This is a genomic window from Lysobacter sp. 22409 (assembly GCF_052045105.1).
Lineage (GTDB): Bacteria > Pseudomonadota > Gammaproteobacteria > Xanthomonadales > Xanthomonadaceae > Lysobacter > Lysobacter antibioticus_B.
Genome location: NZ_JBQEOE010000009.1, coordinates 21,511 through 42,245 on the forward strand (window position 1 = coordinate 21,511; position 20,735 = coordinate 42,245).

Below are 20,735 nucleotides of genomic sequence, written 5' to 3' on the forward strand. Positions count from 1 at the left end.
CGCCCACGGATCGCCATGCACGACCTGCTGCTGTTCTCCCACGCCAACGGGTTCCCGGCCCCGGTCTACCGGGTGATGCTCACTGCCCTGGCCGAGCGTTTCCACGTGGTCCGGCCCGAGCGCATCGGCCACGACCCGCGTTATCCGGTGACCCCCGACTGGCCGCATCTGGTCGATGAACTCGTCGCGCGCGCAGAGACCGCGGCCGGCAATGCGCGCCGGATCTGGCTGGTCGGGCACTCGCTCGGCGGCTATCTGAGCCTGCTCGCGGCGCATCGGCTGGCCGACTCGGCGTTGGCCGGGCGCGTCGCCGGCGTGGTCATGCTGGATTCGCCCTTGATCGCCGGCTGGCGCGCGCGCCTGGTCTCGATCGGCCGCCGCACCGGCCTGGACAATCTGCTGATGCCGATGCGCGCCACCTTGCAGCGCCGCCGGCTCTGGCCCGACCGCACCGCGGTACGCGAGCACTTCCTGGCCAAGCCCGCGTTCGCCTGCTGGGACGAGCGCGTGCTCGACGATTACGTCGAACACGGCACCCGCGCGGCTGCCGACGGCAGCCGCGAACTCGCGTTCGAGCGCGAGATCGAGTACCGGATCTATCACACCCTGCCGACCACCGCGCTCAGCGGCCTGGCGCCGTCGGTGCGCGTGCCGGTCGGCTTTCTTGCCGGCACGCGTTCGCGCGAATTGCGCAACGCCGGTTCCGCACCGACCCAGAGGCTGGTCGGCGAACGCTGGCGCTGGATCGAGGGCGGCCACCTGTTCCCGATGGAACGGCCGCTGGACACCGCGCAGGCGATCGCGGCGATGATCGAGGGGATGAAGCCGACCGTTGCCGACGAGGAGCCGGCGACTTGGGCTGCTGCCGTCAACGGCTGAGTTTGCGCTGCGGCCTGCTGTCGCCTTCCGGGCAATAGCGGCGCGGCCGCGACCGCTGGACGCGCAGAGGCAACAACGCCGATGCGCTCTATCGAAACCGCCCCCTGTCGCGAGGGTAGGAGCGGCGCGAGCCGCGACCGCGCTGCAGCGATCTCGCGACGCATCTTCAAGCAAGATCAAACGATAAGAGCTTCTGCCACTAAAGCGGCGGGTCACTTTCTTTTGCCAAGCCCAAAAGTCCGTCTGGATTCCCTTCGGTCAAAGGTAACCAAAGAAAAGGGCTCTCCTTCCAAAGGCACAGGCCACGAGTTCGAAGCTGGCGCCGGGATTTTTCGATAAGGCATCCCTGTCTTATCGAGAAACGGCGCACGTCCTGTGCGCCGCCCTCCGGGTCTCCAGGTGTTCTCGTGAGCTCGGTACTGCGCCAAGCTCTCCACAGCAACGGGAACGGGAACGGTTGCTGTGCTCTCAGGGTAGGAGCGGCACAAGCCGCGACCGCGCAGCTACGAATACCCGCGCCGGCCGCCGTAGATTCGCGGTCGCGGCTTGTGACCGAAGGAAATCCAGTAGGACGCCGCCCCTACCCCTCAAGCCGCTACGCGCCGTGGCCGTGGCCAGAAAGCTTTTGCTGTTGCCGTGCGCCGATTCGTACTAGCGAAGACAATCGAAGACCCGGAGGGCGGCGCGCAGGGATGCGCGCCGTTTTTCATCGGGACAAGGATGTCCCGTATGAAAAAGCCCCGCGGATGCATCGCTCGTGCGGGCCCTTGATTCAAAGAAAAGCATTTTTCTTTGGTTACCTTTCTTTTGTTGCTTTAGACAAAAGAAAGTAACCCGCCGCTTTAGTGGCGGAAGCTTTTGGCGTTTGATCTAGATATTGATCTTGCTTGAGCGATGCGACGCGAGACCGAAACAACGCGGTCGCGGCTCGCGCCGCTCCTACCCCGGCGACGAATCACCGATTCGATCGACGACGAAGGCATTGCGGACTCTGCGCGTTCCGCGGTCGCGACTCACGTCGCTCCTACAGCAATTCACCGAAAGCCGCGCCTGCAGGAAAGCGGCGAAGCAAGACCGAAAGCATCGGCGGCGCGAAAAGCGCCGCCCACGATCACCAGACCAGGTCGTCCGGCACCTGATACAACGGATCGGCGTAAGGATCGTCCTCGGCCGGCGCATTCGGATCGACCTTCAGCGCGACCGCCGGCGCGAAGATCGCCTCGGCCTGCTCCAGCATCGCCGCGGTCACCAGCACATAGCGACCCTCGAGCTGGACCACGCCGAGTTCGCCGGCATTGAGCTGCTTGAGCTGCGCTTCGGTGACGTAGACGCGCTTGATCTTGCCGCCGTACGGGAAGTGACGGGCGATCTCGGCATCGGGCGCATTGAGCGCCTGGTCCTTGAGCGCTTCGGCGAGCTTGGCGCGGGCTTCGCGGCGCAGGCGCGCCTCTTCCTGCTTGGCCTGCTCGGCAGCGATGCGTTCGTCTTTCTCGCGCTGCGCGCGGATCGCATAGGCCTTGGCCAGATCGATGTCTTCGCGCGTACGCGGCTTGCCCTGCCCCGGTCGGCCCGAGCCCTGATTGGCGCCAGGACGGCCCTGGCCGGGCTTGCCGGCGCCGGGACGCTGGCCCTGCGGCCGGTTGGCGCTGGGGCGCTCGGAGCCGGGTTTGTCGGCGCCGGGCCGCTCGCCGTGCGGTCGTGCACCGCGCTCGCCGGGTTTGCGCGCATCGTGACGCGCGGCGCCGGAACGCTCGCCGGGCTTGCCGCCGCGCTTGGGGTCGCCGCTGCGTTCGGAGCGTTCCGGACGTTCGGGTTTGGGAGCCGGCTTGAAGCCCAGGCCCAGCAGTTGATCGCGAAGAGTGTCGCTCATGATCCGGTATCAGTAATGCGGCGGGGGTGGTTCGCCGGCGGCGTCGCCGCCGGTGAGCGGCGTGGCCGCCATGGCACTGCGCAATTGCTTGATTTCATCGAGCGCGCGGTACATGAGCAGCGAATTGCGCGCTTCCTCGCTGCGTGCCGCGGCGAGTGCGTCGCTGAGTTCATTGAGCGCATGCTCCTGGAACGCTACGCGCGTTTCCAGATCGATCAGGCGTTGCTCGAGTTCGGAAGTCACAGGCGGTAATCCATGCGTGCCGACGGCTCAATCGCCGTCGATCAGGATCGAGCGCCCGCGCCCGATGCCGTAATAGGCCAGGTCGGCCGCCTCGACCTCGTCGGGATGGTACAGGTTGCGCCCGTCGAAGATCACACCGTCGGCCAAGGCCTGGCGCACGCGCACGAAATCCGGACTGCGGAACTGCTTCCACTCGGTCACCACGACCAGGGCGTCGGCATCGGCCAACGCGGCGCGCGCCGAATCGCACAGCGCCAGGTCCTCGCGCTCGCCGAAGATGCGCTCGGCTTCTTCGTTGGCTTCCGGATCGTAGGCGCGCACGCGCGCGCCGGCGTCCCACAACTGGTTCAGCAGCGTGCGGCTCGAGGCCTCGCGCATGTCGTCGGTGTTCGGCTTGAACGCCAGACCCCAGACCGCGAAGGTCTTGCCGGCGATGTTGCCGCCGTAGTGGCGCTGGATCAGCTCGAACAAATGGCCCTTCTGGCTGTCGTTGACCGCTTCCACCGCGTCGAGCAGGCGCGCCTGGTAGCCGTGCTGCTGGGCGGTGCGGGCCAGCGCCTGCACGTCCTTCGGAAAGCACGACCCGCCGTAGCCGGCACCGGGGTAGATGAAGTGCCAGCCGATGCGCGGGTCAGAACCGATGCCCTGGCGGACCATCTCGATGTCGGCGCCGACTTTCTCGGCGATGTTGGCGATTTCGTTCATGAAACTGATCTTGGTCGCCAGCATCGCATTGGCGGCGTACTTGGTCAGTTCGGCCGAGCGCAGGTCCATGTAGACGATGCGTTCGTGATTGCGATTGAACGGCGCGTACAGGCGCTTGAGTTTTTCCAGCGCGACCGGGCTGGAGGCGCCGATCACGATGCGGTCGGGACGCATGCAGTCGTTGACCGCATCGCCTTCCTTGAGGAATTCGGGGTTGGAGGCCACGTCGAAGGCGACGTCGACGCCGCGCGCCTGCAGTTCGCGGGCGATCGTCGCCTGAACCTTGTCGGCGGTGCCGACCGGCACGGTCGACTTGTTGACCACGACCACCTGGCGCTCGATATGGCGGCCGATCGTCGTCGCCACGGCGAGCACGTACTTGAGGTCGGCGCTGCCGTCCTCGTCGGGCGGCGTGCCGACGGCGATGAAGATCAGGTCGCCATGGGCGATCGCGCCGGCGGCGTCGGTGGTGAAGTGGAGACGGCCGGCGGCGTGGTTGGCCTTGACCATCGGCTCCAGGCCGGGCTCGTAGATCGGGATCACCCCGCGCTCGAGGCCTTCGATCTTGGCCTGGTCGATATCGACGCAGACCACGTCGTGACCGACATCGGCCAGGCAGGTTCCGGTGACCAGACCCACGTAGCCGGTGCCGAAGATGGTGACGCGCATGGGGTGTTCTCTATCGAAGGTATTGCCCGGCCCTGCGGCCGGACTCCGTGCCCGCACGCGCGGGCACGGAGCGGCGCAAGACTCAGTGCTGCGGGTGCGTGCCGCCCATCGCGGCCGATTCCGGGCCGCCGGCAGGACCGCCCGCGCCAGGCTTGACGATGTCGAGCAGTTCGACATCGAACACCAGGGTCGCGTTCGGGCCGATCGGGCCGCCCGGGGTGCCCTGCTCGCCGTAGCCGAGCTTGCTCGGGATCCACAGCTTGAACTTGCTGCCGACCGGCATCAGCGCGATGCCTTCCTGCCAGCCCGGGACCACCGCGCCGAGCGGGAACACCGCCGGTTCCTTGCGATCGTAGGAGCTGTCGAAGGTCTTGCCGTCGAGCATCGTGCCCTTGTAGTGCACGCGCACGGTGTCGCTGCTCTTGGGCTTGGCGCCCTTGCCTTCGGTCACCATCTGGTACTGCAGGCCCGACGCGGTGGTCACCACGCCCGGCTTCTTGCCGTTGGCGGCGAGGAACTTGTCGCCGTCTTCCTGGTTCTTCTTGGCCATCGCGACCATTTTCTCGATCTGCTTGGTGCGGACCTTTTCCTGCAGGCGCTCGCGGACCTGGCGCGCTTCCTCGTCGCTCAGCAGCGGCTTGTCGCCCTTCATGTTGGCCTGCATGGCCTTCTGCAGCACGGCCAGGTCGAGATCGTCCTTGAGCAGCTCGAGCGAGCGGCCCATGTCCATGCCGATCAGATAGCTTTCCTGTTCCTTCTCGGTCTTCATGCCGCCGAGCGCCTTGACGTCGCTCTTGGCATCGGCCTTGTCGCCGGGCTTGGCGTCGGCGGCCTTGCCGTCGGCCGGCTTGCCGGCCTGGTTGCAGCCGGACGCGAACAGCGCCATCGAGGCCACGGCGAACGCGAGGGCGGTGTTACGCATGAAAGGCTTCATCAAATGCACTCCTGAGGAGGAAATAACCGAAAACGAGGGTGGGAACCTGGCCGCCGGCTGGACAAACTGCCAGCCGGCGGCTGAACGCAACGAGTCTGGGCGACGAACGATCAGAGAATGTCGAGCAACTCGACTTCAAACTCGAGGGTCGCATTCGGGCCGATCTTCGGCGGCGCGCCCGACGGGCCATAGGCCAGTTCGGCCGGGATCCAGAACTTGAACTTGCTGCCGACCGGCATCATCGCCAGGCCTTCCTGCCAGCCCTGGATCACGCCGTTGACCGGGAACTCGGCCGGCTGCCCGCGATCGTAGGAGCTGTCGAAGGTGCTGCCATCGAGCAAGGTGCCCTTGTAGTTCACGCTGACCTTGTCGGTCGGCTTGGGACGCTCGCCGGAACCCTGGCGCAGCACCATGTACTGCAGGCCCGAGCCGGTCACGAACACGCCCTTGACCTTCTTGTTGGTCTCGAGGAAGTCCTTGCCCTTCTTCAGGTTGGCGTCGCCGGCCGCGGCCGCTTCGGCCTTCATCTTGGCCTGCAGGCGTTCGCTGAAACCGGTCAGCACGGTGCGGGCCTCGGCTTCGGCGAGCAGCGGCTTGCCGCCGCTCAGCGAGGTGCGCAGCGCCTGCACCAGCAGCGGCAGTTCGATTTCGGATTTGATCTGCTGCAGCGACGGGCCGACCATGAAGGTGCCGATCAACAGACCGACCTTGTCCTTGGCCACCGACGGCGGCGGTGCGCCCGGGGCGGCGCCCGGAACCGGCTTGCCGTCGCGCGAGGCGATGCGCGCGCGCAGGGCCTGGTCGACGGTGCGGGCTTCTTCCTGGGTGATCAGCGGCTTGCCGCCGTCGAAGACGTTCTTGACCGCACGCTCGAAGGCGGCGGTGTCGAGATCGGGACCGACCGGCTTGAGCGAACTGGCCACATCCAGGCCAATGGCATAGCTGATCTTTTCACGGTCGTTGGCGAGCACGGTCTTGTCCTGGGCAGAGGCGACGCCGCTGAACAGCGCCGCAGTGGTGATCAACACGGCCGCGCCGCGCACGAAAGCCTTCATCGGGTCCCGCTCCTTTTTGCGAATCGATACGCCGCAGTCCGGCGCAAGCCCGTCATTGTCGCGGGCCGGCGCTACGGCGGCAATGTTCCAGTGTGACGGCGGACAAGCCCGGAAGTTCCATCCCGCCTCGGCTCGCGAGCGCAGGAAACCGGATCGCCTGCGCAGATCCGCGCGCGCAGCGCCCCATTCCGGCGCGATGCGACGCCGCGCCCGAGCGCTGCCGATGCCCGGCCTGGAGGATCAGCGTGCGGCTGCCGGCTGCGGCGCGGTGGCGGTGGGCGCTTTCGCGGCCTTGGGCCCCGGCGCGGTGGCGGTAGCCGGCGCTTTCGCGGCCTTAGGCCGCGGCGCCGTCAGGGCACGCTCGATCGCGGCGACCACGGCCGGATCGTCCGGCGTGGTCTTGCTGCCGTAGCTGGCGATCAGGCGGCCGTCGCGGCCGAGCAGATACTTGTGGAAGTTCCACTTCGGCGCTTCGCCGGCGGCCTTGGCCAAGTCCTTGTAGAGCGGCGTCGCCTGTTCGCCGATCACGTGCACCTTCTCGAACATCGGGAACTTGACCCCGTAGGTCAGGGTGCAGAACTCCTGGATCTGCTTTTCGTCCTCGAACTCCTGGGCCTTGAAGTCGCCCGAGGGGAAACCGAGCACGGCGAAGCCCTTGCCTTTGTACTTGGCCTGCAGGCCTTCCAGGGCCTCGAATTGCGGGGTGTAGCCGCACTTGCTGGCGGTGTTGACCACCAGCACCACGTCGCCGCCGTAGCGGGCGCCGAGGTTGACCGCGGTCTTGCCGGCCAGCGGGCGGAAGCTGCGATCGAGCATGGGCCCACCGGCGGCGACGGCCGCGCCGGCGGCCAGCACCAGGGACAACAGGGCGACGGGGCCGGCGCAATGCGCCAGGCCTGAACGGGGGAGCGAAGAAGTCATCGGGCAGCCTCGGGAGGATCGATGGAGGGAAAGCCGGCGGAGCCGGACTGGCTGGGCCAAGTATGACTTTAGTTGGGTCGGTATCGATTGACGCGACGTGTTTAGGTGTTATAGTTGCATACAACACCGGCCCACTAACGAGCAGGACGTTCGATATGAACCGCAAGCTCCACAATTCCATTTCAGCCCTGATGGCCGCCGGCGGCGCCCTGGTTCTGGGCCTGGTAGTCGCCTTCCCCTCGCCCGCGCCGGTCGCGTCCGCCGCCCCGGAACTGGCCATGCTGGCCGGCGACGCGGTGGCGACCCGCCCGATCCAGGTCGAGCTGGGCCAGATCAAGGCGCAGATCAGCTTCGACCGCGACTTCGTGGCGCGCGCCCGCAGCCGCCAAACCGACGTCGCCACCATCGCGCGCCGCATCGAAGCCAGCGCCGACCGGCTCGGCCAGGATGCCAGCGCCGCCGAAGTCAGCCTGTTCGTCGCCGGCATCGCCAGCGAAGTCGCCGACCTCACCGCGATCGCCAACGCGGTCGAGCCCCTCGTTGCCGCGGAGCCGGCAAGCACCGAAACCAAACGCAAGGCCGGGACCGCCGCGCGCCGTAACCGACGGAACCTCGTTATGCCTTACTTCTCCTTCCTGCCGCGGGGCTGAACCATGACCGCAATCCAATGGAGCGACGGCGCTCCAATCTATCGCCAGCTCAAGGAGCGCGTCGTCGCGATGATGCTCGACGGCGTCCTCAAGCCAGGCGATGCCCTGCCGTCCGTGCGGCAGGTCGCCGCCGAATACCAACTCAACCCCATCACCGTCTCGCGCGCCTATCAGGAGTTGGCGGACGAGGCGCTGGTCGAAAAACGCCGAGGCCTGGGCATGTACGTGACCGAAGAAGCCGCAAGGAAACTGCTCGTCAACGAGCGCGAACGCTTCCTGCGCGAAGAATGGCCGCTGGTCCTGGAGCGCATCCAGCGCCTGGGCCTCAGCAACGAAGAACTGCTCGGTGCGCGCACCGGCAACGACAAGGCAGACGCACCATGACCAATGCCATCCACATCGACCCCGGTCATATCGTCACCGCGCGCGGCCTGCGCAAGGTCTACAAGAACAAGCTCGCGCTCGACAACGCCGCCTTCGACATCCCGGCCGGCCGCATCGTCGGCCTGATCGGCCCCAACGGCGCCGGCAAGACCACCGCGCTCAAGGCCATCCTGGGCCTGATCGCCTTCGACGGCGAGCTGTCGGTGCTCGGCCGCGACCCGCGCCACGAACGCGACGCGCTGATGCGCGACGTGTGCTTCATCGCCGACGTCGCGGTGCTGCCGCGCTGGCTGCGGGTGCGCGAAGCGATCGAGTTCGTCGCCGGCGTGCATCCGCGCTTCGACCGGGCCAAGTGCGAGCGTTTCCTGCACGGCACCCAGCTCAAGCCCAACCTGCGCGTGCGCGAAATGTCCAAGGGCATGATCGTGCAACTGCACCTGGCGCTGGTGATGGCCATCGACGCGCGCCTGCTGGTGCTCGACGAACCGACCCTCGGCCTGGACATCCTCTACCGCAAGCAGTTCTATCAGCGCCTGCTCGAGGATTATTTCGACGAGAACAAGACCATCCTGGTGACCACCCACCAGGTCGAGGAAATCGAACACATCCTCACCGACGTGATGTTCATCCGCGACGGCAAGGTCGTGCTCGACAGCCCGATGGAAGTGCTCGGCGAGCGCTTCATCGAAGTGCTGGTCAATACCGACTCCGCCGCCCAGGCGCGCGCACTGAAACCGCTGGACGAACGCTCGCTTCCGTTCGGCAAGACCGTGATGTTGTTCGACGGCGTTCCGGCCGAGCAGTTGGCCGGCTTCGGCGAAGTACGTACGCCCGGCCTGGCCGATCTGTTCGTCGCCACCATGAAGGGGACCTACGCATGAACGTCGCCGACGATATCCTCGCCGCCCCCGCCGCACCGCGCGCGGTCGCCGCGATCCCGCCGCTGCAGACCTTCAAGATGCTGTTGCGGCGCGAGTTCTGGGAACACCGCGGCGGCTTCTTCTGGGCCCCGGTGATCACCGGACTGGTCGCCATCGTGTTCTCGCTGTTCGGCGTGGTCGCCAGCTCGATCATGCTGCAGAGCGCGATCCGTCGCGGCGACGTGCACATGGACGGGGTCAACATCAACGTTTCCGGCCACGAGTCGGCGTTCGGCCTCGCCGGCGACATCGCCCTGCTCAGCGGCATGGGCCTGGCCTGCGTGGTGTTCGTGTTCGTGGTGTTCTTCTACGCCCTGGGCTCGATCTACGATGAACGCAAGGACCGCAGCATCCTGTTCTGGAAGTCGTTGCCGGTCTCCGACACCCAGGCGGTGCTGTCCAAGCTGTTGTGGGCGCTGGTGCTGGCCCCGGCGCTGGCGATCGGCATAGGCCTGGCGATCGGCGCGGTGATGTGGCTGCTGTCGTGGGTCGCGGTGCTGCTCAACGGCGTGCCCGGCGCGAGCGGGGTCTTCACCGAAGCGCATCCGCTGCGCCTGGTCCTGCAGATCCTGTGCTCGATTCCGGTGTACGCGCTGTGGGCCCTGCCGACGGTCGGCTGGCTGATGCTGTGCTCGGCGTGGGCGCGCAGCGTGCCCTTCGTCTGGGCGGTGGTGATCCCGCTGCTGGCCTGCATGTTCATCAGCTGGCTCGACATCCTGCCGGGGATCGAGATCCCGCACGACGCGATCTGGTACACGGTGGCGTTCCGCGGTCTGCTCAGCATCGTCCCCGGCAGTTGGTACCTGAGCCCGCAGATCAACGGCGTCGATACCAACAGCGTGATCAACGGCCCCGAGGACATCGCCCGTTCGATCGACTTCACCAGCAGCCTGCAGGCCTTCGCCACGGTCGACTTGTGGATCGGCGCGGTGCTCGGCGCGCTGATGGTCTATGCCGCGATCCGCCTGCGCCGCTGGCGCGACGAGGGCTGACCGCCGGCCCTNCGTCCGCGGACGGGGCCGGAGCTCCACCGCAACGCCGGCTCGACCCAGTCCCACCCACCAAGTACCGCCCACCAAGTACCGCTCAGCGAAAGCCGGCTCCGCGAAAATAATTGCAACCCCGCTCGCCCGCGCCGCATCCATCGAACCGACCCTTCAACTCCGGAGCGCCCGATGCGCCATACGATCCCCCTGCTCGCCCTCGCCCTTTCGTTGCCGTTCGCCGCCCAGGCCGCCGAACGCTGCGAATTTTCCGCACCGCGCAATCTGCAGCTCGACCTGACCGGGGTGAAGGCGGTGGTCTTCGACATCGGCCCGGACGAGCTCAGCGTCACCGGCTCGCCCGGCGCCAAGGCCGCGGTCAGCGGTCGCGCCTGCGCCACCAATGCGGCCGACCTGCCCGGCATGACCGTCACCCAGAAGCGGGTCGGCGACAAGCTGGTGGTCCTCGCCCAGCACCGCTCCAACATCAACTTCGGCCTCAACCGCTACAGCTACATGAAGCTGCAGGCGACCGTGCCGGACACGATGATGGTCCAGCTCAAGGTCGGCTCCGGCGACGTCGACGTCGACCGCGTCGCCTCGCTCAGTGCCGACGTCGGCTCGGGCGACATCAAGGTCAGCAACGTGCGCGGCCTGGCCACCGCCGACGTCGGTTCCGGCGACGTCGATTTCCAGGACATCGGTTCGCTGCAGCTGATCTCGCTCGGTTCCGGCGACCTCACCGCCAAGCGCGTCGCCCGCGACGTCAAGCTCGGCTCGATCGGCTCGGGCGACGTCGAACTCAGCAACGTCGGCGGTTCTGTCGAATTGAGCCGCATCGGCTCGGGCGACCTGGAAGTCAACGGCGTGCGCGGCGACTTGCGCGTGCACTCGATCGGCAGCGGCTCGGTGGTCCACAACGGCGTCGCCGGCCGCGTCCACTTGCCGCAAGACGATTGATCGGGACGTTCGATCCGGCCCCTCGTCCAGGCCGCCCTTAAACCGCCCAGGAAAGCCCGCCATGAAAGCCGTACGTTCGCTCTCGCTTCCCTTCGCCCTATTGATCGCCCTGTCGGCGAGCGCTTGCTCGCAGGCGCCCGATACCAGCGTGAACGTTTCGGTGATCGCACCGATGAGCTTGGCCAACGATCGGGTGATCCTGCGCGGCAAGGATGGCGCCTATGCGGAAATCGGCGCCGACGGCACCCTGAGCCTCGACGGCAACGCGGTCGCCCTCAGCCCGGAGCAGCGGGCGATCAGCCAGCGCTACTTCGCTCACGCCATGAACATCAGCAAGGAAGGCGTCGCCATCGGCAAGGACGGCGCCGCCTTCGCCGGCAAGACCGTGAGCACGATCTTGAGCGGCCTGGCCAGCGGCAATCCGGATTCGATCGGCACGAAAGTCGAGGCCGACGCGGCGGTGTTCGAACAGCGCGCGCAGAACATGTGCGACCGGCTCGCCGACTTGCGTACTGCGCAGGAAGAGCTCACCGCAAGCCTGCCCGCGTTCGAGCCTTTCGCCGCGATCGAGGCCAGCTCGGTCGGCGACTGCCGCAGCTGAGCGCAAGCGCGGAACCGACCGCGGTCGCGACAGTTCGTCGCGACCGTGCGTTGTGAGGAGCAAACCTTCGACAACGGCATCCGCATCCTTGCGATGCGGACTTAGGCGACGCCGCCGCCTTTGGGGAGGAGCGGCGTCCTACTGGATTTCCTTCGGTCACAAGCCGCGACCACGCCGTCTCCGGCAGCGGCGTATCTGGCCGTAGGGCGATCAAGCAAAGCGTCCGCCCGCAAGAGACAGGCACGGCAAACGCCGTCCAGCCGTGCCGAAGCACGGCCGGATGGCGCCTAGGCAGCGTCGCTCAGTGCGCCTTGCGGACCTGGTCGACCGTGGCCTGGGCCGCGACAGCGACGGCCGGGGCGGCATGGCTGGCCAACAGATCGGACTTCAGCTCGTCGCCGATGGGCACGCTCTGCGGGTTGCAGCCGGCGCAGGCGAACAGGGACAGGACGACGGCGTACCGAAAGAATCGAATCGAATTCATGAGCGAAGCTCCACTTCTGGTTATGGCTGACCGGATCGGATCCGGGGGTCGGGGGAAACAGCTCGTCCGGCCACCGCTTGGCGACGGTCGGCCGGACGTTGGGACATGAACCGCTCGATATACACCTGGCGTTGCAGACCGATTACCGCTCAATAACCGGCTGCGCGACGGGTCGTCGGCAAGCGTGCGAAAACTGGAAAACGGCGGACGCACGGCCCCATGCCGCGGAGCGAAAGGGCGTCCGGCGGATGAGTCCGATGGGGGTTGGGTTCGACGCGACCTAGACCGGGCCGATGGCCCGGATGCCGGTTGTCGCTCGACCGCCCCTGCCGGTCTGTCCGACTGCCGCCGAGTATGTCCCGGCGACTGGATTGCTGCCTGTATGCGCAGCGAGGATAGCGAAACGGCCTCGTCGCGAAACCCCACTTCGGTCGCGAAATAAAATCCTCGAACAATTCGCTGACGGGCGCGATGTCCGGGCTACGTCCGTGAATGTGCCGTGAAATCCAAGCACTCGGGCATCCCGGCCGAAGCGCCGGGCAGCCCTGGGCTGCGGCCCCGGGCTGCCGATTCAGCCGCTTCAGCCGCCACCACCGCCGCCGCCGTGAATACCGCCGCGGGTCAGCGCGGCTGGGTCGAGCAGGCGCCGCAGCTGTTTTTCCGGCAGGCCGGTCGCGGCCATCGCCACCTCCAGCACCGGACGTCCTTCCTTGTAGGCCTGCTTGGCGATCGCCGCGGCCTTTTCGTAACCGATGATCGGGTTGAGCGCAGTGACCAGGATCGGGTTGCGGTCCAGGGCTTCGCGCACATGCGCCTGCCGCACCTTCAAGCCGGCGATGCTGCTGTCGGCGAGCAGGCGCATGGCGTTGCCGAGCAGGCGGATCGAATCGAGCAGGTCGTGGGCGATCAGCGGCAGCATCACATTGAGCTGGAAGTTGCCGCTCTGCCCGGCCACGGTGATGGCCGCGTGGTGGCCGATGACCTGGGCGCAGACCATCGCCAGGGCTTCGGGAATCACCGGATTGACCTTGCCCGGCATGATCGAGCTCCCCGGCTGCAATGCCGGCAGTTCGATCTCGCCGAGGCCCGCGAGCGGCCCGGAGTTCATCCAGCGCAGGTCGTTGCCGATCTTCATCAACGCCACCGCCAGCGCATTGAGCTGCCCCGACAGCTCGACCGCGTCGTCCTGCGCCGCCAGGCCCTCGAACTTGTCGGCGGCCGACTCGAACTTGCTGCCGGTCGCGGCCGACAAGGCCTTGGCCATGGCCTTGCCGAAGCGCGGATCGGCATTGATGCCGGTGCCGATCGCGGTGCCGCCGATCGGCAAGCGGCGCAACCGTTTCAGGCTGTCCTCGATGCGCGCCTGCGCCGAGCTCAACTGCGCCGCCCAGGCACCGAATTCCTGGCCGAAGGTCAGCGGCATCGCATCCATCAGATGGGTGCGGCCGGTCTTGGTGACCTTGGCCAGTTCCTTGGCACGCGCCTCGATGGTCTTGCGCAGGTGCTTGAGCGCCGGCAGCAAGGATTCGGTCACCGCCAGTTGCGCCGACACCCGGATCGCGGTCGGGACGACGTCGTTCGAACTCTGGCCGAGATTGACGTGGTCGTTGGGGTGGATCGCATGCTTGCCGGCACGCGTGGCCAGGGTCGCGATGACCTCGTTGGCGTTCATGTTGCTCGAAGTGCCCGAGCCGGTCTGGTAGACGTCGATCGGGAAGTGTGCGTCGTGGCGGCCTTCGGCGACTTCGGCCGCGGCGGCGCGGATCGCCGCCGCCGGCCCCTTGTCGAGCAGGCCGAAACCGGCATTGACCTCGGCCGCCGCGCCCTTGACCAGGGCCAGCGCGCGGATGAACTCGCGCGGCATCGGCACACCGGAGATCGGGAAGTTCTGCACCGCACGCTGGGTCTGCGCGCCCCACAGGGCTTCGGCGGGCACGCTGAGCTCGCCCATGCTGTCGTGTTCGAGGCGGAAGCCCGCAGCGGGCTTGCCCGTCGCGCCCTTGCCTTCGCGCTTGGGCGCGGTCTTGCTTGCGGTCTTGCTTTTGTTCTTGGCGAAAGTCGCCATGGCCAGCTCCATCGATTCAAGGGGGACGCGAGGCGCCGCTGCGTATCGCGGATGCTGCGAGGATACGCCCGGCGGATCATGGGAGCTGGCGCGTGCAGCGGCTGGCGGGCGCCATCATGGCGACGACCGCGGCGGGCGTCGAGAGCGCCGCCGCGAACCGCCAAATCCGGCTCTATCGGGGCGTCCTGTCGAGGCGTCTCGGAGGCGGCATGGGGCTCCCGGAGCGACCCGGGGCGGCGTGGCTGTAGAATGGCGGACTGTTTACTGCCCTGCGCGTGCCATGTCTGCCGACCCCAAGACCACCCTGCTCGCCCTGTCCCCGCTCGATGGCCGCTATGCCGGCAAGGTCGACGCGCTGCGGCCGATCTTTTCCGAGTTCGGCCTGATCAAGGCCCGCGTCAAGGTCGAGGTGGAATGGCTGCTGGCGCTGGCGAACGAGCCCGGCATCGTCGAACTCAAGCCGTTCTCGGAAGCCGCCGCCGCCCGCCTGCGCAAGCTCGCCGACGAGCTGTCGATCGAAGACGCGGCACGCGTCAAGGAGATCGAGCGCACCACCAACCACGACGTCAAGGCGGTCGAGTACCTGATCAAGGAACGCCTCAAGGACGACGCCGAGCTCGGCCCGGCCCTGGAATTCGTGCACTTCGCCTGCACCAGCGAGGACATCAACAACCTCAGCTACGCGCTGATGCTCAACGAGGCCCGCCAGCACGTGCTGCTGCCGCGCCTGGACGAGCTGATCCAGAAGCTGCGCAGCATGGCGCACGACTACGCCGCCCTGCCGATGCTGTCGCGCACCCACGGCCAGACTGCCTCGCCGACCACGGTCGGCAAGGAAATCGCCAACGTGGTCGCGCGCCTGCAGCGCCAGGGCGAGACCCTGGCCGGCGCGCAGATGCCGGGCAAGATCAACGGCGCGGTCGGCAACTACAACGCCCACCTCTCGGCCTATCCGGACATCGACTGGCCGGCCTTCGCCCAGCGCTTCGTCGCCTCGCTGGGCCTGGACTGGCAGCCCTACACCACCCAGATCGAACCGCACGACGGCATCGCCGAAGTCTGCGACGCGCAGCGCCGCATCGACACGGTCTGCATCGACCTGTGCCGCGACGTCTGGGGCTATATCTCGCTGGGTTACTTCAAGCAGTCGGTCAAGGCCGGCGAAGTCGGCAGCTCGACCATGCCGCACAAGGTCAATCCGATCGACTTCGAGAACGCCGAAGGCAACTTCGGCATCGCCAACGCCCTGTTCGAGCATTTCGCCGCCAAGCTGCCGATCAGCCGCTGGCAGCGCGACCTGACCGACTCGACCGTGCTGCGCGCGCTCGGCACCGCCTTTGGCCACGCCCTGATCGGCCTGGACGCGCTGCTGCGCGGCCTGGGCAAGCTCAGCGCCAACCCCGAGCGCCTCGCCGCCGACCTCGATGCGTCCTGGGAAGTGTTGGCCGAAGCCGTGCAGACGGTGATGCGCCGTCACGGCCTGCCGAATCCTTACGAGCAACTCAAGGCCCTGACCCGCGGCCACGGCATCAACGAAGCCTCGATGCGCGAGTTCATCGCCTCGCTGGAGCTTCCGGCCGAGGACAAACAGCGCCTGTTGGCGATGACCCCGGGCAGCTACACCGGCCTGGCCGAGAAGCTCGCGCGCGAGATCTGATGCGCTGACGGCGACGCGATCGCAGAAGTCGCTGTGGGTAGGAGCGGCGCAAGCCGCGACTGCGCGATTTCAGATTGCGTCGCCGCAATCATGCGGCGACGCGGTCGCGACTCGCGTCGCTCCTACTCCAAAGCTGCGCCGCGGCTCTTGTAGGAGCGGCGTCAGCCGCGACCGCGGGATTGCATGTGCCGGCGCGGCGATCATGGAGCGACGCGGTCGCGACTTGCGTCGCTCCTACTCCAAAGCTGCGCCGCTGCCGTTGTAGGAGCGGCGCGAGCCGCGACTGCGGGATTGCATGTACCGGCGCGGCGATCATGGAGCGCTGCGGTCGCGACTTACGTCGCTCCTACCCCAAAACCGCGCCGCTGCTGTTGTAGGAGCGGCGCGAGCCGCGACTGCGGGATTGCACGTGCCGGCGTGGCCATCAGGAAGCGACGCGGTCGCGACTTACGCCGCTCCTACAGGGTGGCCGTCGCAATCGACATCGCGCGGTTCCACTGCACGACGCGATCGAACATAGTGAGCGCCCCTTCGCTTCCGTTCGGATCCGCCGATGTTTTTGCGTGACGGCCTGCTGGCCGCTTCTCTGATCTGCGTCTTGGCCTCCTGCGCGTCGACACCCGCGCCCAACGCCACCGGTGCCGCCGCCGCGCCGTGCGCGGCCGATCCCGACTGGCACCAGCCTACCCAGCCGCGCCGTATCCACGGCAATACCTGGTACGTCGGCACCTGCGGGCTCAGCGCAGTCTTGATCACCTCCGACCAGGGCCATGTGCTGGTCGACGGCGCCACCGAGAAAGCCGCGCCGCAGATCGAAGCCAATATCCGCAAGCTCGGTTTCGACCCGCGCCAGGTCCGCTATCTGCTCAATTCGCACGAACACAACGACCATGCCGGCGGCCTCGCCCACCTGCAGCGCGTCACCGGCGCGACCGTGGTCGCGCGCGCACCGGCCATCGCCGCGCTGGAAACCGGCAAGAGCAATCGCGGCGATCCGCAGTTCCTGAGCGTGTCGCCGTTCCCGCCAGTGACCGCAGTGCGCGCCATCGGCGACGGCGACACCCTCAGCCTCGGCCCGATCGTGCTGACCGCGCATGCCACGCCGGGCCACACACCGGGCGGCACCAGTTGGAGCTGGCGCGCCTGCGACGAGGCCGGCGAGTGCCGCAGCATCGCCTACGCCGACAGCCTCACCCCGATCAGCGACGATGTTTACCGCTACAGCGACGAAACCGCGCACCCCGGCGTAGTCGCCGCGTTCCGCCGCAGCATCGAGACCGTCGCCGCGCTGCCCTGCGACATCCTGGTGACCCCGCATCCCAATGCCAGCAACCTGCTCGCGCGACTGGACGCGTCCGAAACCACGCCGTCGGGCACTTCCAACGATTGCCGCGCCTACGCCGCGACCGGCGCCGGCAAGCTCGAAGAACGCCTGGCCAAGGAGCGCGCACCGGCGCCTTGAGCCCGGGCCTGCTTGCGGGCCGCGCCGGCAACGGCATGGCCCGCATCGCCACGCGGCCTTAGCGCGGGAGCGCGCAAGATCGATGGCTATCGCCCGCGGAGCCGCCCGATGAAACAACTGATCAACATCGACGTACCGCACCTCGACGAGGCCACCGCGTTCTACACCGAAGCCTTCGGTCTGCGGGTCGGCCGCCGCTTCGGCGACCAAGTGGTCGAGTTGCTCGGCGGCGAAGCGCCGATCTATCTGCTGCTCAAGACCGAAGGCAGCCAGGCCGCGGGCCATGACGTGCGGGTGTATTCGCGCCACTGGACGCCGGTGCATTGCGACGTGGTCGTCGACGACGCCGAAGCCGCATTGGCCCGTGCGGTCGCCGCCGGGGCCATCCAGGAAGACCGCATCCGCAGCCCCCGTTGGGGCCGCATCGTGCAGATCGCCGATCCGTTCGGCCACGGCTGGTGCCTGCTGCAGTTCGTCGGCCGCGGTTACGACGAGATCGCGGACCCGACCTGAGTCGCGACGCCCCCAGGGCCAACTCCGAACCTGCGATCGGTTGGCCCCGGGGCGAACCGTAGGTCCAAGTCGGGTCCCCCAGGGCGGACGGCATCCCTAATCCGGGTCCCCAGGGCGGACGGCATCCCTAATCCGGGTCCCCGGGCGAACGGCAGCCCTAAATCCGGGTCCCCGGGCGGACCCTAGGCTAGGGTCCGCCCGGATGGCGGAGCGGCGCAGCTTGTGGCGAGATTCGCGGCAGCCGTCACAGCCCGGATTACGGTCATGTCCTTCGTCACCGATTTCGTCCAAAGCGTCTCCCGTGTCGTCGAACAGGTCCTGCAGCAGGAACCGCCGCCTCCGCCGCCGGCGCAGACTCCCGAGCAGATCGAAGCGCGGGTCAATGCCGCGACCTCGAACCCGGAGCAACGCGAGCTGCTGACCCAGGGCTATACCCAGGCGCAGCAGGATCGGGACGGCGCGCTGTGGCAGCAGACCGAAGCGCTGGAAACGCTGTACCACGACCGTGAAGTGCTGGCCCTGAGCCGCTCGCTCGGCGCCGACGACGAAGTGCCCGCAGGCTGGCATCGCGCCAGCGAGGCCGAGTTGGAGCTGTACGGGCTGACCCCGCAGCAACTGCATCCCGAAGGCTCCGGCTTCAATGCCGAGCTGTTCATCCCCGATCCCGCGGTGTTCGGCCCGGATGCCGCGCCGGTGCTGCAGTTCGAAGGCACCGACTTCGCCGACCTGGAGGACGTCAACGCCGACGTCGCCCAGGCGCTCGGCAACGACGAGGCCTATTACAACCAGGCCATCGACATCGCCAGCTCGGTCGCCGAACACGGCGGCGACAATGTCATCTTCAGCGGCCACTCGCTCGGCGGCGGCCTCGCCACCGCGGCGGCGCTGGTCACCGGCAACCGGGGCATCGTCTCCAACCCGGCCGGGGTCAACCCGGCCACGGTCGAGGCGGCACTGGCCGAGCGCGGCCTCAGCTTCGAGCAGGCCGACGGCAACATCACCACGTATGCCGTCGACGGCGACCTGCTGACCGAATTGCAGGCCGCGACCTCGGGCTTGTCCGACGACAACGCCGCCGGCTTCGCCGCCATTCTCAACGGCGTCGGCCTGGCCGCGAACCGCCTGCAGGACGATGTGGTGTTGCCGACCAACGCCACCGCCGACAGCGTGTTGAACCTGCCCGATGCGGTCGGCCGCCGCGTCACCCTCGACGCCACCGACGACAACGGCGAAGCGCGCCCCGAGATTGTCTCGCTCGACGACACCATCGACGGCATCAACGCCGCGTCCGACCAGTTGCCGATCGGCGAACTCGGCGATATCGCCGAGACCGTCGGCGACGGCGGCGGCCTGTTCGGCGACATCGTCGGCGGCTTCACCGACCTGGTCGACAGCGGCACCGAATTCATCGACGAGCATTTGCCCGGCCCGGCCGGTGCGATCCTCGGCGCGTTCGGCGACGGCGTGGAGACTCTTGGCGACGGCATCGAATCGCTCGGCGACCTGGTCGAGCAAGGCGGCGATCTCGCCGCCGACGCGACCGACGCCATCGAGACCGGCGTGGCCACCGCGATCGAGGCCGGGCTGGAGCCCGATACCATCCCCAGCGTGCTGGAAATGGTCGACCGGCATAGCTTCGGCGTGTTCGACGACTCCATGGCCAGCCACATCGACAGCGAGGAAGCGGCCTTGCGCGAACAGCTCGACGCTTGAACCCGGGCCGATGAGCCTTGCCGAGCCGGGCTCACGCCGGAGGATCGCCACAATGGCCATACTGCCGACATGACCCGCGCGCCCTTCCCCGAAGGCGGTTCGCGCCTTCACTGGGCGCCTTCGGTCCTGTTGGCGCTGTGCGCCTGCAGCGACTCCGCACCGATGCCCGCCGTCGCATCCACACCTTCTGCCGAGCCCGTCGTCGCCATGGCCCCCAACTTGCAGATCGAGCAACATTTCAACGGTCCCGAACTCGAACTCGCGCAGGCGGCCGCCGCCGGCCGCGGCGACGAGGTGCAGCGGCTGGTCAAGCAAGCCCATGCCGACGCCAATGCGGTGTCCCCGGGCGGCCTGCCGCTGTTGGCCTGGCCGGTGCTGCACGGCAACGCCGCCGGCGTCGCCGCCCTGATCGAGGCCGGCGCCGACCCCAACCGCGCCGTGCCCGCCGTCGGCACGGTCATGGTGTGGGCGGCCAAAGCCGAATCGCCGGAGGTGTTGCGCGCCTTCCTCGAACGCGGCGGCCGCGCCGACGCCAGCGATCTCGACCGGCAACCTCTGACCCGGATCGCCGCCCTCGCCGGGCAGTGGGACAACGTCAAGCTGCTGATCGAGCACGGCGCCGACATCGATGCCCCGGCCCACGGCGACAGCGGCGACACCTTGCTGACGTATTACTCGCGTGGCCAGTTCGACAAGACCCTTTGGCTGCTCGAACGCGGCGCCGACCCCACTCACCGCCTCGAAAGCGCGGCCAAGCCCGAGCGCATCGGCGCCCAGACCGTGGTCGAGAACGTCTACTGGTGGCCGGTCGACGGCGGCAAATTCCCGCAGCTCGCGCAATGGCAGCAGCGCTGCCAGCAACTGCTCGCCGCACGCGGCCTGACCCTGCCGCGCGAGCCGGCGCATCTGCAGCGCCTGCGCCTGGCCCAAGGCGCGGGCGACGCCGCGTCCGTCGTCGATCTGAAAGCCGACATCGAGCACCGGGAAAGCGAATTGAAAGACGCGTCGACGCCGCGCTGACTTCGGCCGGCGCGACGACGCCAAGCGCGACGCCCCTGGCGTAGACT

Annotated in this window: 19 protein-coding genes and 1 pseudogene; 12 read left to right on the plus strand and 8 right to left on the minus strand. The window is 67.8% G+C overall.

Annotated elements, in window-relative coordinates:
* The first annotated feature begins 15 nt into the window (after positions 1–15).
* A complete protein-coding gene (locus tag ACTJJK_RS06695; RefSeq protein WP_051885061.1) occupies positions 16–879 on the plus strand; it encodes an alpha/beta fold hydrolase in 864 nt (287 codons plus the stop codon).
* A gap of 1,111 nt (positions 880–1,990) precedes the next feature.
* Here the strand turns inward: ACTJJK_RS06695 and ACTJJK_RS06700 are convergent.
* From ACTJJK_RS06700 to ACTJJK_RS06725, 6 genes and pseudogenes are all read right to left on the minus strand, one after another.
* Complete coding sequence (locus ACTJJK_RS06700) at positions 1,991–2,749, minus strand: DUF2058 family protein (RefSeq protein ID WP_440729822.1); 759 nt, start codon at positions 2,747–2,749, stop codon at positions 1,991–1,993.
* A 9-nt stretch (positions 2,750–2,758) separates the two neighbouring features.
* Positions 2,759–2,992 carry a SlyX family protein gene (locus ACTJJK_RS06705; RefSeq protein ID WP_031372970.1) on the minus strand — a complete coding sequence of 78 codons (234 nt, stop codon included), beginning with the start codon at positions 2,990–2,992 and terminating at the stop codon, positions 2,759–2,761.
* Between the two features lie 27 nt (positions 2,993–3,019).
* Entirely contained in the window at positions 3,020–4,366 is a 1,347-nt protein-coding gene (locus ACTJJK_RS06710; RefSeq protein WP_031372971.1) for a UDP-glucose dehydrogenase family protein, read from the minus strand.
* 82 nt (positions 4,367–4,448) lie between these two features.
* The gene (locus ACTJJK_RS06715) at positions 4,449–5,288 is read right to left on the minus strand and encodes an FKBP-type peptidyl-prolyl cis-trans isomerase (RefSeq protein WP_223621082.1); all 840 of its coding nucleotides are present in this window, start codon (positions 5,286–5,288) and stop codon (positions 4,449–4,451) included.
* A gap of 122 nt (positions 5,289–5,410) precedes the next feature.
* Positions 5,411–6,355 carry an FKBP-type peptidyl-prolyl cis-trans isomerase gene (locus ACTJJK_RS06720; protein WP_031372973.1) on the minus strand — a complete coding sequence of 315 codons (945 nt, stop codon included), beginning with the start codon at positions 6,353–6,355 and terminating at the stop codon, positions 5,411–5,413.
* A 342-nt stretch (positions 6,356–6,697) separates the two neighbouring features.
* Positions 6,698–7,276: pseudogene (locus ACTJJK_RS06725) on the minus strand (glutathione peroxidase); the annotation flags it as partial.
* 155 nt (positions 7,277–7,431) lie between these two features.
* On the opposite strand from ACTJJK_RS06725, the gene ACTJJK_RS06730 reads away from it, so the two are divergent.
* The 6 genes from ACTJJK_RS06730 to ACTJJK_RS06755 all read left to right on the plus strand — a co-directional run bounded on the left by ACTJJK_RS06730 (position 7,432) and on the right by ACTJJK_RS06755 (position 11,774).
* On the plus strand, positions 7,432–7,926 hold the full coding sequence (locus ACTJJK_RS06730; RefSeq protein ID WP_031372975.1) for a hypothetical protein: 495 nt from the start codon (positions 7,432–7,434) through the stop codon (positions 7,924–7,926).
* Between the two features lie 3 nt (positions 7,927–7,929).
* Entirely contained in the window at positions 7,930–8,310 is a 381-nt protein-coding gene (locus tag ACTJJK_RS06735; protein ID WP_031372976.1) for a GntR family transcriptional regulator, read from the plus strand.
* The gene (locus ACTJJK_RS06740) at positions 8,307–9,191 is read left to right on the plus strand and encodes an ABC transporter ATP-binding protein (RefSeq protein WP_031372977.1); all 885 of its coding nucleotides are present in this window, start codon (positions 8,307–8,309) and stop codon (positions 9,189–9,191) included. Before ACTJJK_RS06735 ends, ACTJJK_RS06740 begins: the two co-directional genes overlap by 4 nt.
* Positions 9,188–10,222, plus strand: coding sequence for an ABC transporter permease (locus ACTJJK_RS06745; protein ID WP_235186311.1), 1,035 nt, complete (start codon positions 9,188–9,190; stop codon positions 10,220–10,222). Before ACTJJK_RS06740 ends, ACTJJK_RS06745 begins: the two co-directional genes overlap by 4 nt.
* 183 nt (positions 10,223–10,405) lie before the next feature.
* A complete protein-coding gene (locus ACTJJK_RS06750) occupies positions 10,406–11,173 on the plus strand; it encodes a hypothetical protein (RefSeq protein ID WP_440729823.1) in 768 nt (255 codons plus the stop codon).
* A gap of 61 nt (positions 11,174–11,234) precedes the next feature.
* Positions 11,235–11,774: a hypothetical protein gene (locus tag ACTJJK_RS06755; protein ID WP_440729824.1), complete on the plus strand. Its 540-nt coding sequence runs from the start codon at positions 11,235–11,237 to the stop codon at positions 11,772–11,774.
* A gap of 301 nt (positions 11,775–12,075) precedes the next feature.
* On the opposite strand, the gene ACTJJK_RS06760 is transcribed toward ACTJJK_RS06755, so the two are convergent.
* Both ACTJJK_RS06760 and ACTJJK_RS06765 read right to left on the minus strand, forming a co-directional pair.
* Entirely contained in the window at positions 12,076–12,258 is a 183-nt protein-coding gene (locus tag ACTJJK_RS06760) for a hypothetical protein (protein ID WP_031372981.1), read from the minus strand.
* Positions 12,259–12,838: 580 nt separating this feature from the next.
* Complete coding sequence (locus ACTJJK_RS06765; protein ID WP_440729825.1) at positions 12,839–14,323, minus strand: class II fumarate hydratase; 1,485 nt, start codon at positions 14,321–14,323, stop codon at positions 12,839–12,841.
* Positions 14,324–14,603: 280 nt separating this feature from the next.
* Between ACTJJK_RS06765 and purB the strand changes: the two genes are divergently transcribed.
* The 5 genes from purB (at position 14,604) to ACTJJK_RS06790 (ending at position 20,688) form a co-directional block, all read left to right on the plus strand.
* The gene (gene purB, locus ACTJJK_RS06770; RefSeq protein WP_440729826.1) at positions 14,604–15,980 is read left to right on the plus strand and encodes an adenylosuccinate lyase; all 1,377 of its coding nucleotides are present in this window, start codon (positions 14,604–14,606) and stop codon (positions 15,978–15,980) included.
* 553 nt (positions 15,981–16,533) lie between these two features.
* A complete protein-coding gene (bla, locus tag ACTJJK_RS06775) occupies positions 16,534–17,442 on the plus strand; it encodes a subclass B3 metallo-beta-lactamase (RefSeq protein ID WP_440729827.1) in 909 nt (302 codons plus the stop codon).
* 108 nt (positions 17,443–17,550) lie between these two features.
* Positions 17,551–17,955 carry a VOC family protein gene (locus ACTJJK_RS06780; RefSeq protein WP_440729828.1) on the plus strand — a complete coding sequence of 135 codons (405 nt, stop codon included), beginning with the start codon at positions 17,551–17,553 and terminating at the stop codon, positions 17,953–17,955.
* A gap of 264 nt (positions 17,956–18,219) precedes the next feature.
* The gene (locus ACTJJK_RS06785) at positions 18,220–19,668 is read left to right on the plus strand and encodes a hypothetical protein (RefSeq protein WP_440729829.1); all 1,449 of its coding nucleotides are present in this window, start codon (positions 18,220–18,222) and stop codon (positions 19,666–19,668) included.
* Between the two features lie 207 nt (positions 19,669–19,875).
* Positions 19,876–20,688: an ankyrin repeat domain-containing protein gene (locus ACTJJK_RS06790; RefSeq protein ID WP_161786136.1), complete on the plus strand. Its 813-nt coding sequence runs from the start codon at positions 19,876–19,878 to the stop codon at positions 20,686–20,688.
* The last annotated feature ends 47 nt before the right edge of the window (positions 20,689–20,735 follow it).

Excerpts from the sequence above, each read along its gene's own strand:
- ACTJJK_RS06695 (WP_051885061.1), top strand. The coding sequence starts at position 16 with ATGCACGACCTGCTGCTGTTCTCCCACGCCAACGGGTTCCCGGCCCCG.
- ACTJJK_RS06700 (WP_440729822.1), bottom strand. The coding sequence starts at position 2,749 with ATGAGCGACACTCTTCGCGATCAACTGCTGGGCCTGGGCTTCAAGCCG.
- ACTJJK_RS06710 (WP_031372971.1), bottom strand. The coding sequence starts at position 4,366 with ATGCGCGTCACCATCTTCGGCACCGGCTACGTGGGTCTGGTCACCGGA.
- ACTJJK_RS06715 (WP_223621082.1), bottom strand. The coding sequence starts at position 5,288 with ATGCGTAACACCGCCCTCGCGTTCGCCGTGGCCTCGATGGCGCTGTTC.
- ACTJJK_RS06720 (WP_031372973.1), bottom strand. The coding sequence starts at position 6,355 with ATGAAGGCTTTCGTGCGCGGCGCGGCCGTGTTGATCACCACTGCGGCG.
- ACTJJK_RS06730 (WP_031372975.1), top strand. The coding sequence starts at position 7,432 with ATGAACCGCAAGCTCCACAATTCCATTTCAGCCCTGATGGCCGCCGGC.
- ACTJJK_RS06735 (WP_031372976.1), top strand. The coding sequence starts at position 7,930 with ATGACCGCAATCCAATGGAGCGACGGCGCTCCAATCTATCGCCAGCTC.
- ACTJJK_RS06740 (WP_031372977.1), top strand. The coding sequence starts at position 8,307 with ATGACCAATGCCATCCACATCGACCCCGGTCATATCGTCACCGCGCGC.
- ACTJJK_RS06745 (WP_235186311.1), top strand. The coding sequence starts at position 9,188 with ATGAACGTCGCCGACGATATCCTCGCCGCCCCCGCCGCACCGCGCGCG.
- ACTJJK_RS06750 (WP_440729823.1), top strand. The coding sequence starts at position 10,406 with ATGCGCCATACGATCCCCCTGCTCGCCCTCGCCCTTTCGTTGCCGTTC.
- ACTJJK_RS06755 (WP_440729824.1), top strand. The coding sequence starts at position 11,235 with ATGAAAGCCGTACGTTCGCTCTCGCTTCCCTTCGCCCTATTGATCGCC.
- ACTJJK_RS06760 (WP_031372981.1), bottom strand. The coding sequence starts at position 12,258 with ATGAATTCGATTCGATTCTTTCGGTACGCCGTCGTCCTGTCCCTGTTC.
- ACTJJK_RS06765 (WP_440729825.1), bottom strand. The coding sequence starts at position 14,323 with ATGGCGACTTTCGCCAAGAACAAAAGCAAGACCGCAAGCAAGACCGCG.
- purB (WP_440729826.1), top strand. The coding sequence starts at position 14,604 with ATGTCTGCCGACCCCAAGACCACCCTGCTCGCCCTGTCCCCGCTCGAT.
- bla (WP_440729827.1), top strand. The coding sequence starts at position 16,534 with ATGTTTTTGCGTGACGGCCTGCTGGCCGCTTCTCTGATCTGCGTCTTG.
- ACTJJK_RS06780 (WP_440729828.1), top strand. The coding sequence starts at position 17,551 with ATGAAACAACTGATCAACATCGACGTACCGCACCTCGACGAGGCCACC.
- ACTJJK_RS06785 (WP_440729829.1), top strand. The coding sequence starts at position 18,220 with ATGTCCTTCGTCACCGATTTCGTCCAAAGCGTCTCCCGTGTCGTCGAA.
- ACTJJK_RS06790 (WP_161786136.1), top strand. The coding sequence starts at position 19,876 with ATGGCCCCCAACTTGCAGATCGAGCAACATTTCAACGGTCCCGAACTC.